Source organism: Fundidesulfovibrio sp. (assembly GCF_058402725.1).
Genome location: NZ_JBZVFJ010000135.1, coordinates 1 through 9,239, shown reverse-complemented (window position 1 = coordinate 9,239; position 9,239 = coordinate 1). Strand labels below are relative to the sequence as shown.

At 66.2% G+C, this 9,239-nt stretch carries 8 protein-coding genes and 1 pseudogene; 4 read left to right on the top strand and 5 right to left on the bottom strand.

The features are described from left to right. Positions 1–326 (bottom strand): annotated as a pseudogene (locus ACV4UX_RS15100) (hypothetical protein); the annotation flags it as partial. A gap of 506 nt (positions 327–832) precedes the next feature. Here ACV4UX_RS15100 and ACV4UX_RS15095 point away from each other — a divergent pair. Then, complete coding sequence (locus ACV4UX_RS15095) at positions 833–1,384, top strand: hypothetical protein (protein ID WP_491594108.1); 552 nt, start codon at positions 833–835, stop codon at positions 1,382–1,384. 101 nt (positions 1,385–1,485) lie between these two features. Here ACV4UX_RS15095 and ACV4UX_RS15090 read toward each other — a convergent pair whose 3' ends face one another. The 3 genes from ACV4UX_RS15090 to ACV4UX_RS15080 form a co-directional block, all read right to left on the bottom strand. After that, positions 1,486–2,361 (bottom strand): hypothetical protein, encoded by an 876-nt coding sequence (locus ACV4UX_RS15090; RefSeq protein ID WP_491594107.1) that lies wholly within the window; start codon positions 2,359–2,361, stop codon positions 1,486–1,488. Between the two features lie 225 nt (positions 2,362–2,586). Beyond that, entirely contained in the window at positions 2,587–3,651 is a 1,065-nt protein-coding gene (locus ACV4UX_RS15085) for a phosphotransacetylase family protein (protein WP_491594106.1), read from the bottom strand. Between the two features lie 75 nt (positions 3,652–3,726). Continuing rightward, complete coding sequence (locus ACV4UX_RS15080; RefSeq protein WP_491594105.1) at positions 3,727–5,847, bottom strand: acetate--CoA ligase family protein; 2,121 nt, start codon at positions 5,845–5,847, stop codon at positions 3,727–3,729. 25 nt (positions 5,848–5,872) lie between these two features. Between ACV4UX_RS15080 and rnc the strand changes: the two genes are divergently transcribed. Then, entirely contained in the window at positions 5,873–6,565 is a 693-nt protein-coding gene (gene rnc / locus ACV4UX_RS15075) for a ribonuclease III (RefSeq protein WP_491594104.1), read from the top strand. Positions 6,566–6,704: 139 nt separating this feature from the next. On the opposite strand, the gene ACV4UX_RS15070 is transcribed toward rnc, so the two are convergent. After that, the gene (locus tag ACV4UX_RS15070) at positions 6,705–7,601 is read right to left on the bottom strand and encodes a flagellin N-terminal helical domain-containing protein (protein WP_491594103.1); all 897 of its coding nucleotides are present in this window, start codon (positions 7,599–7,601) and stop codon (positions 6,705–6,707) included. A gap of 227 nt (positions 7,602–7,828) precedes the next feature. On the opposite strand from ACV4UX_RS15070, the gene ACV4UX_RS15065 reads away from it, so the two are divergent. Together ACV4UX_RS15065 and ACV4UX_RS15060 are read left to right on the top strand one after the other, a co-directional pair. Then, positions 7,829–8,482: a CatB-related O-acetyltransferase gene (locus tag ACV4UX_RS15065; RefSeq protein WP_491594102.1), complete on the top strand. Its 654-nt coding sequence runs from the start codon at positions 7,829–7,831 to the stop codon at positions 8,480–8,482. Between the two features lie 385 nt (positions 8,483–8,867). Continuing rightward, the coding region (locus tag ACV4UX_RS15060; protein WP_491594101.1) for a hypothetical protein at positions 8,868–9,239 on the top strand (372 nt) is incomplete at its 3' end.

The window sequence follows — 9,239 nt, the reverse complement described above, 5'->3', positions numbered from 1 at the left end:
ATGCTGCCGGTGGAGGCTGCCTGGGCGAACTGGGCGGACATGGACGAGTACATCTTGCTCTGCCCGATGGATGAGGCGCTCTCGGCCTTGGAGGCGTACTCGTCGGAGATCTGCTGGGCCAGTTCCTTGAAGGCGTCCTGGTCGGTGGTGGAGAGTTTGAAGAGCTGGCTCATCATCTGCCCCATCTGGGACAGGGAGGACGAGTCCTGCGTGGATGAACTGGAGGATGTGGACGTGGTTTTGTCCGTGTTCCAGAGATCGTAGAGATTCTGAACGGCGCTGACCTGATACGATGAGCCGGAGCTTCCGACGCCTGCGATGCTCATGGTGCCTCCCGGAGTGCGGCGGGCCGGACGTTTCTGCCGTCCGGGCATGGGTTGTTTGTCGCTGGCGGGAGAGCAAGTCCGGTACCGGACTGCCTGCCAATGAAACCCTGCGATTCCGGGTGCTTGAGCCGTGTAACTTTCCTCAAGGCGCACATTCCGGAAGTCGCCTCCGACCCAAATTATGAAACATCATATGAAATTTCGCACAGTTGCTGTTTCCGACTGGCATGCAGGATTTGCCCGCATGGTTGCAGAGCCCCGAAGCCCCATTACGTTTTTTTCATGTTGTAACCTTTTCGATTTGTTGGATATTCACACAATCCCGACCCTCTTTGGAGAGGGCTAAACGCCCGGAATCGCGGCACAAGCGAACGGGTAGGATGCCGAACTGTTTTCGTCTGAAGTGATAAGGGGTTGCGAGATTGTTTTGCGGTGTTTTCCGGGTCTAAACCGGGCGTTGCTCCGTCCGATCAGGGGGTCAAAACCTGTTTGGAAGGAGGCAAGCCATGTCCATCTCCGCATTGACGTCCAGCCAGTCGTCCACGCTCTCGCTGATCACCGGGACCACGCAGACCCAGAGCGCGACGGCATCGGATCTGATGAGCCAGGGCCAGGGCATCGACGAAGCGAAAATCTCCAAGGGGGGGCAGCAGATGAAGGCCCTTTCGGACCTGGCCGCGTCGGACCCCGGGAAGTTCAAGGAGGCGGCGCAGGGCATCTCCGAAGCCCTGTCCAAGAAGGCGTCCGAGGCCACGGACTCCAACGAGGCCAGCGCGCTTCAGGAGATGGCCGACAAGTGGGCGGAATCCGCCGAGTCGGGCTCCATGCCCGCGTTCGAGCCCCCCGCGCAGCCGTCGGGCGGCGAAGGCGGCGCCATGGGCCAGAACGCGGCCATCAAGTACCGTTCCGCCAACGGTTCCAACCCCATGGCCGCCATGGACTCGGCCGTGTCCAGCGTCCTGTCGAGCCTGGGCATCTCGGCGGGCTCGTCGAGTTCCAGTTCCGGCGGGGCGTCGTTCACGGCGTCGGTTTCGTCCACGTCTTCCACGTCGGCCTAGACGGCGCCTGGCCGTGCTCCCTCCTGGAGGGGGCGTCCGCGGAACCTTGGAGAGGGCGGCGGACGCCGCAGCGGCCCATGGGAAAAGTCTGCCGGGCAGAGTCAGCGGGGGACTATCAGCACATGCCGGTAGCGGGGCGGGATGTCGCCCTCCCGGGCGTAGGGGCTCGGGAGGTCGATGACGGTCCGGCCCCTGAGCGAAGCCGGATCAAAGCGTCCTTTGTAGCGCTCATAGATGCTCACGAAAGAGCCGTCGGCGGCCATGAGGTCCAGCCCTTTGGACAGGTGATCCAGCAGGAGTTCGGCGTCCGGGGCCGTTTTGGAGACCCAGACGTAGCGGAACCAGGGGTAGTGGATGAGCAGGCGCCTGTCCGCTTCGATGCCGTAGCCCTCCTGCCCGGCCCTGTTCAGGAACTTCTCGTATTCGCTGGCTCCGAGCGGCAGCAGGTCGAAGTAGCCCGCAGCCAGTGAGCGCAGCGGGTCGGTGGGCGAGGTGAAGGGAACTTCCACCACGGGGACGCCCGCCGCCTTGTACACGTCCACGTCTCCCCAGCCGAAGCCCTGCCCGACCGTGAAGCGTTTGAGGTCTTCCAGCGTCCTGACGTCCTTCAGAAGATCCCCGTCCGAGGCGCGCAGCAGGCACACCCGGTAGCCCAGGAGTCCGCGCTCCAGGGGGAAGCGGATGCCCTGTACGGCCCCTGCCTTCTCCAGGTCCAGGCGGTCGTCGTTGGGAGGGATGAAGGCCAGGTGGAGCTTGCCGGAGGCCATCTCAGCGCCGAGGCGCTTTTCGGGGGCCACGGGGAAGGGCTCGAACCGGGCGTCGAGCCCGGCCTTTTTCAGGGCCTCAAGACAGATCTGCCGGGCGAATTCCAGATGCTGGTCGGACTGCACGCTGAAGGTGAACTGCTCCGCGCGAATGCGCCCGGCGAAAGCCAGGGACGTGAACAAAAGCAGGAACAAGGCGGCGGCGCGTGACATGCGCATGACATAAAATGAATCGTACGCTCCGGCAAGAACGTCCAGCCTGAATTCTCCGGTTCTTGCGACAGCGCCCGTACCTTGCGGCCGGGCCTGCGGCGCGCGCAAGGCGCAGGAGGCCGCTTTGGCGCGCATCCCTCCGCGATGGTATCGGACGCGAAGCCCCCCGGGGCCGGACGCGCCAGGCGTCCGGCCCCGGGGGGCTTTCCGGCGGGGCGTCCCGGCCTACTTGAGGCCCAGGCCCTTCTTGATGTGCTCGAAGTCGATGTTGGAGCTCACCAGCTGCGCGCCCTGCTTGATCTTGATGATGTCGCGCAGCTTGTGGCGCTGGAGGATGGTCTCCATCTTCTTGGCCACGGAGAAGGTGTCGTCGCGCACCACGATGATGGGAATCTCCAGCACCTCGGAGCGGGTGAGGATGATGTCGTTGGGGTAGAGGTTGCCGGTGAGCACCAGGCAGGGGCTGTCGCCCTCCAGGGCCACCAGCTGCACGTCGGAGCGGTCGCCGCCCACGATGACGGCGGCGTTCTTGTTCTTGCGGAAGTGGGTGAGGAAGTTCTCCACCTGCATGGTGCCGATGAGGAAGCTCTCCACGATGCGTTCGGCCTTGTGCTGGGCGCTGATCACCTTGCCGCCGAGCTTCTCGGCCAGGTCGGCCACCTTGATGGCCCCCATGAGCGGGTCCTTGGGGATGACGCCCAGCACCTTGACGCCCGCCCGGTTGAGGAAGGGCACGATGAGGTTTTCCACCTCGTCGAGGAAGTTGGGGGTGATGTCGTTCAGGACCACGCCCATGAGATTGTCGCCCAGGGCCTCCTTGAGCACCACGAGGTAGTCGTAGTTGAGCTCCTTCTGGAAGCGGTCGATGACGATGGACTGGATGCCCAGGTTCTTGACCACGGTGACGCCGTCCACGCCGCAGTACTTGCCCGAGTACATGGAGCCGGAGCCCGCCACGAGGGTGACGTCCTTGCCCTTGGAGAGCTTGGCGTAGCCCTCCGAGATCTTGCCCATGAGGTCTTCGCAGCGGCCCGAGAAGGCCTTGACCTTGAAGTCCTGCGTGACCACCACCGGGGTGACCTCGGCAGGGTCTTCCTCCAGGCCCAGGACGCCCTGCACGAAATTGGCGTCGTCGTCGCCCAGTTTCCCGGCCACTTCCTTGGGCATGGCCCCCACGGGCTTGTAGTAGCCCACGTTGTAGCCTTCCTTCTGGAACTTCAGGCCAAGGCCCATGATGACCATGTTCTTGCCCGAATACCCCGCCGTGGAACCAACGTAGATGCCAGCCATGGCTTCCTCCGAAACCCGCCAAGATGTTGAGCGCCGGGACGATCCCCCGTCACTTGCCCTGTTCGCGCTAAGCGATCAACCCCCGTTCCCCAGCGTCGGGGCCAGCGTGAAGCGGGCGTCCACCACGAGCGCCCCGCCCGGATGGGCCATCACCGGGTTGAAATCGCACTCCGTGATCTCGGGGAAATCCACCGCGATCTGCGAAAGCGTCAGCAGCACGTCCTCGATGGCGCGGAAATCCACGGGCGGCTCGCCGCGCACGCCGCGCAGGAGCGGATAGCTCCTGATTTCGCGCACCATCTCCCCCACGTCCGAAAGCGAAAGCGGCGCCAGGCGGCAGGATACGTCGCGCAGCACCTCCACGTACACCCCCCCCAGGCCGAAGAGCACCAGCGGCCCGAACTGGGCGTCGCGTTTGAACCCGGCAAAGACCTCCCGCGAGCCGCGCGGCGCCATCTCCTGCACCAGACAGCCCAGCACGTAGGCTTCCTTCACGCGCCGGGCGCGGTTGGTGATGGAAAGAAAGGCCCGCCGCAGGTTCTCCTCGTCGCCGATGTTCACCGCCACGCCGCCCACGTCGGTCTTGTGGGAGATCTGGGGCGAGGCGATCTTGAGCGCCACGGGATAGCCGATGGCCTTGGCCGCGCGCGCCGCCTCGTCGGAGGTGCGCGCCAGCTCCGTCTTGGGCACGGGCAGCCCGTAGGCCCGCAGCAGGTCCAGGGCCTGGAACTCCACGAGCTCGCGGTAGCCCTTGGCCCGGGCCTTGGCCATCACGTCCTGGGCCATGAATTTGTTGGACATGTAGCAGACTTCCACCGGCAGGGGGCGCTTCTTCCACTCGGCGTGGCGGAAGAGCGCCGCCAGGGCCTCCACGGCGGGCTCCGGGTAGTCGTAGCAGGGCACGCCCGCGCGGCGCAGGATCTCGCGCGCCCCGGCAACCTTGGTCTCGCCCATGAAGCAGGCGGCCATGGGCTTGTCCAGGTCCCTGGCCAGGTCGGCCACGGCCTGGGCTGCCTCCTCGGCGATCATTGCCGGGGTGGGCGTGATGAGCGCCAGCACCATGTGGGCCAGGGGATCGGCGGCGGCGATGCGCAGGGCCTGGGCGAAGCGGTCGGCCCGGGCGTCGCCGATGATGTCCACGGGGTTGTAGAGCGCGGCGTGGGGCGGCAGGATGGCGCGCAGCTCCTCGATGGTCTGGCCGCGCAGCGGGGCCAGGGTGATGAGCGCGCGCTCGGCCGCGTCGGCGGCCAGGATGCCGGGGCCGCCGGAGTTGGTGACCACGCAGAGGTTGGGGCCGGCAGGCAGGGGCTGGGTGGCGAAGGCCAACGCCAGATGGAACATTTCCTCGATGCCCGAGGCGCGGATCACCCCGGATTGCACGAAGGCGGCCTGGCAGGCGTCCTCGGCCCCGGCCATGGCGCCGGTGTGGCTGGAGGCGGCGCGCGCCCCGGCGGGGGTGGAGCCGGACTTGATCATGATCACGGGCTTCACGGCCGTGGCGTCGCGGGCGGCGCGCAGGAATTCCTGGCCGTCCTTGATGTTCTCCACGTAGCCCAGGATCACCTTGGTGTCGGGATCTCGCGTGAGGGTGCGCAGCATGTCGATTTCGTCGATGGCTGCCTTGTTGCCCAGGCTCACGAACTTGGAGAAGCCGATGCCCTTGCCCTGGGCGGCGTCCAGGATGGCGATGCACAGCGCGCCGGACTGCGAGAAAAAGGCGATGCCGCCGGGCTCGGGGTTGCCTGCGGCGAAGGTGGCGTTGAGCCCGGTGCGGGCGTTCACCAGGCCCAGGGAGTTGGGGCCGAGCAGCGCCATGGAGTGCCGGGCGCAGATTTCCGCGATGCGCTGCTCCAGGTGGTAGCCCTCGCGGCCCACCTCCTTGAAGCCGGAGGTGATCACGGCCGCGGCCCGGCAGCCGCGCGCGCCCAGGGCCTCCAGGCAGTCCGGCGTCTGCTCCCGGGGCACGCAGAGCACGGCCAGGTCCACGCCCTCGGGCAGGAGCGAGACGTCCGTGACGGCCGTAAGGCCCAGGATTTCGCCCCCCGAGGGGTTGACCGGCAAAATTGCCCCCTGATACCCCGCGCTGAGAAGGTTGGAAACCACCAGGTTCCCCACCTTGCCGGGAGTGCGCGAAGCGCCCACCACGGCAACGGTGCGGGGTTCGAAAAGCGCTTGCATGGGATCCGCTCGTTCCATTCGGCCGCCGGAGGAAAGGATTGCAATGACGGAAGAAGCTCTGGACAATCTGCAGGATGCCATTTCCTATCGCTTTGGGCAAGTCAAGCTGTTGGTCACGGCCCTGACCCACAGTTCCTACGCCAACGAGCAGGGATGCGTCCACAACGAGCGCCTGGAATTCCTGGGCGACGCCGTGCTGGAGCTTGCCGTCTCGGAGGAGCTTTTCCGCCGCTTCCCCGAGGCCCCGGAAGGCGCGCTGACCAAGCTGCGCTCCAAGCTGGTGAGCATGCCCGCCCTGGCGGAACTGGCGCGTTCCCTGCGTCTGGACCGGGCCATCCTCCTGGGCAAGGGCGAGGAGGGCCAGGGCGGACGCACGCGCGACTCGCTGCTGGCCGACGCCATGGAGGCCCTGTTGGGCGCGGTGTTCCAGGACGGGGGATACGGGGGGGCAAAATCTGCCGTGGGGGCCATCTATGCGCCGCTGTGGCCCGAGGACGTGGAGCAGTCCCGCGCGCGCGACTACAAAAGCCGCCTGCAGGAGCGCACCCAGCGCGACATGCGCACCAGGCCCATCTACCGGCTCATGGGAAGCTCCGGACCGGAGCACGAGAAACGTTTCGAGGTGGAACTGTCCCTGCCCGACGGCCGCGTGATCCAGGCCACGGGGCCCAGCGTGAAGAAGGCCGAGCAGTCGGCGGCGCGCATGGCCCTGCAGGCCCTGGGCGAGCCTTCCTGACCCGCCCGCGCGCCCCTGCGGGGGACTCCCGGGGCGCGGCGTACGCGCGGCCCGGCGGTGCGCGGAAATCCGGACCGGGGTGGGGGCCTTCCCGGCCCCCCCGTCCCTGGTCCTCTTGAACGCTCGGTCAGAAGGCCTTTTAGCCCTGGATGAGCTGCATGGCCATCTTGGGCAGGCTGTTGGCCTGCGAGAGCATGGCCACTGCCGCCTGGGTGAGGATCTGCTCGCGCACGAACTGGGTCATCTCGGTGGCCACGTCCACGTCGGAGATGCGCGATTCGGCGGCTTGCAGGTTCTCGGCCTGGATCTGCAGGTTCTGGATGGTGTTCTCCAGGCGGTTCTGGGTGGCGCCCAGCTGCGCGCGGATCTTGTCCTTGGAGACGATGGCCAGGCTGATCTTCTCCAGGGCCTGCTGGGCAAGCTGCTGGGTGGAGATGCTGCGCCCGGCGCTGTCGGCCGTATTGGCCCCCAGGCCCAGGCCGAAGGCCGAGGCGGTGGAGTTGCCGATGTTGATGAAGTAGTAGTCCTCGGCGCTGGAGTTGCCGGTGCCGAAGTGGATCTTGATCTTGCCCACGGGGCTCATGCCGGCGCCGTCGTGGGTGTTGCTCGAAAGGTTGCCGTTGAGCAGGTAGATGCCGTTGAAGTCGGTGGCGTTGGCGATTCGGGTGATTTCCGAAGCCATGGCCTGGTATTCGGAGTCGATGATCAGGCGCTGGTCCGAGGTGTAGGTGCCGGTGGCCGCCTGGGTCGCCAGCTCCTTCATGCGGATGAGCTTCTCGTCGATGACCTGCAGTGCGCCGTCGGCGGTCTGAATCATCGAGATGGCGTCGTTGGCGTTGCGCACGCCCTGGTTGAGGGAGTTGATGTCCGCGCGCATGAGTTCGCGGATGGCCAGACCGGCGGCGTCGTCGGCCGCCGTTCCCACGCGCAGGCCCGACGAGAGCCGGCGGGTGGAGACGCCCAGTTGCGAATACGAGTCCGACAGGTTCCTCGCGGCGTTCATGGCCATGAGGTTGTGGTTGATGACCAGGGACATGGCATTACCTCCTTGTGGTAAGGCAACTTTCCTTGTTGTTACCAGAGGTATGCTTACTCCGTGCCAAAGCATGAATACATCATATTTTCAGCATGTTGAAAAACACGTAGGGAAAAAATTCCCTCCATTTGGCCCCTGGAAGGTCAAAGTTGCCGCGCTCCGGAGCGCTGGCGCGTCAGGGGACCAACGGAGGTTTCCGGCTCTCCTGCCAAAGGAAAGGATCACCCATGCCCCACGTTCTCCCCGGATTCCCCGACCCCGGCCTTGTCCACCCCGTGTCCGGCACGCACGCCCTGGTCTACCTCAGGAACGTGGTGACGCGGCCCACCATCGAGGTGGGCGACTACGCCTACTTCGACTGCACCGGCGCGCCCGACGAGCGCCCCGAGGACTTCGAGACCAACAACGTGCTCTACCACTTCGACTTCCTGGGGGACCGGCTGTTGATCGGGGCCTTCGCGGCCATCGCCAGCCGCGTGCGCTTCCTGATGCACGGGGGCGTGCACGCCATGGACGGGCTCTCCACCTACCCCTTCGGCATCTTCCCCGGCTGGGGACGCCCCCTGCCCCAGGACGCCCCGCCCGCGCGCGACACCGTGGTGGGCTGCGACGTCTGGATCGGCTACGGCTCCGTGATCCTGCCCGGGCGGCGCATCGGGCACGGCGCGGTGGTGGGCGCGGGCAGCGTGGTCACGCGCGACGTGGAGCCCTACTGCATCGTGGGGGGCAACCCCGCCCGGGTGATCCGCCGCCGCTTCGACGAGGCCACGGTGGAGCGCCTGCTGGAACTGGCCTGGTGGAACTGGCCCGCCGGGCGCATCGCCCGGGGCCTTGACGCCATCGAGCGAGGCGATGTGGAGGCCCTGGCCCGCACGGAGTGACCCCCGGCTCCTGGAACGGAGTCGGCTTCTGCCCGACGCCTCCCCTCCTTCCCCGCCCCCGCATCCACCTGCCCGCCGGATTCCGCCCGGAAAAACCGTGCGATTTCTCCCGCCTCCCTCCCCTTCGAGCCCCCGAACCGGTGATGCAGGCGACACCCAGAACATAACGGCCTAAATGTAATAACACCTCTTATAATCGCACGTTTGCACGCAATTCCCTAAACATCGCAACGGCACATCCGATACGAATGCAGCGCATGCGGCACGCACGGATTCGCGCATGCCGACTTGTACGATCGGAATTCGAGTTCAGCAGACGGTCCCTGTCCGCTCCCGGCCGACGTGACCGGGAGCGCTCCCCTGGAACCCCAACCATGGAGGACGTATGCAGCTTCTTTCCGAACTCTCGGTCGAAAGCATTCAGCAGGCCGTGACCATCGCCATCCCGCCCAACGTCAAGACGCTGCGCCTGCTGGTGGCGGGCGAACTGGAGGCCATGAACGCCGACCAGCGCTGCCTGTTCAAGCTCAACGAGATCGTCAAGGGGTACAAGTCGTGCGTCAACTTCTACGGCGACGACGGCCGGGGCGAGTGGGACGAGACCGGCTTCTACCTGGGCCGCAACTGCTGGAGCCAAAACTGCGACCTCTTCGCGGACTACACCTTCACAACGGGGATCATCTCCAACAAGGTCCTGGGCTACGGGCACGCCACGTTCGGCATGGCCGACGGCCGGGTCGTGGGCTTCGAGGGGCAC

What these genes read in the sequence shown, in the direction of transcription:
- rnc (WP_491594104.1), top strand. Translation starts at nt 5,873, where the DNA reads ATGACGGAAGAAGCTCTGGACAATCTGCAGGATGCCATTTCCTATCGC.
- ACV4UX_RS15080 (WP_491594105.1), bottom strand. Translation starts at nt 5,847, where the DNA reads ATGGAACGAGCGGATCCCATGCAAGCGCTTTTCGAACCCCGCACCGTT.
- ACV4UX_RS15070 (WP_491594103.1), bottom strand. Translation starts at nt 7,601, where the DNA reads ATGTCCCTGGTCATCAACCACAACCTCATGGCCATGAACGCCGCGAGG.
- ACV4UX_RS15090 (WP_491594107.1), bottom strand. Translation starts at nt 2,361, where the DNA reads ATGTCACGCGCCGCCGCCTTGTTCCTGCTTTTGTTCACGTCCCTGGCT.
- ACV4UX_RS15085 (WP_491594106.1), bottom strand. Translation starts at nt 3,651, where the DNA reads ATGGCTGGCATCTACGTTGGTTCCACGGCGGGGTATTCGGGCAAGAAC.
- ACV4UX_RS15065 (WP_491594102.1), top strand. Translation starts at nt 7,829, where the DNA reads ATGCCCCACGTTCTCCCCGGATTCCCCGACCCCGGCCTTGTCCACCCC.
- ACV4UX_RS15095 (WP_491594108.1), top strand. Translation starts at nt 833, where the DNA reads ATGTCCATCTCCGCATTGACGTCCAGCCAGTCGTCCACGCTCTCGCTG.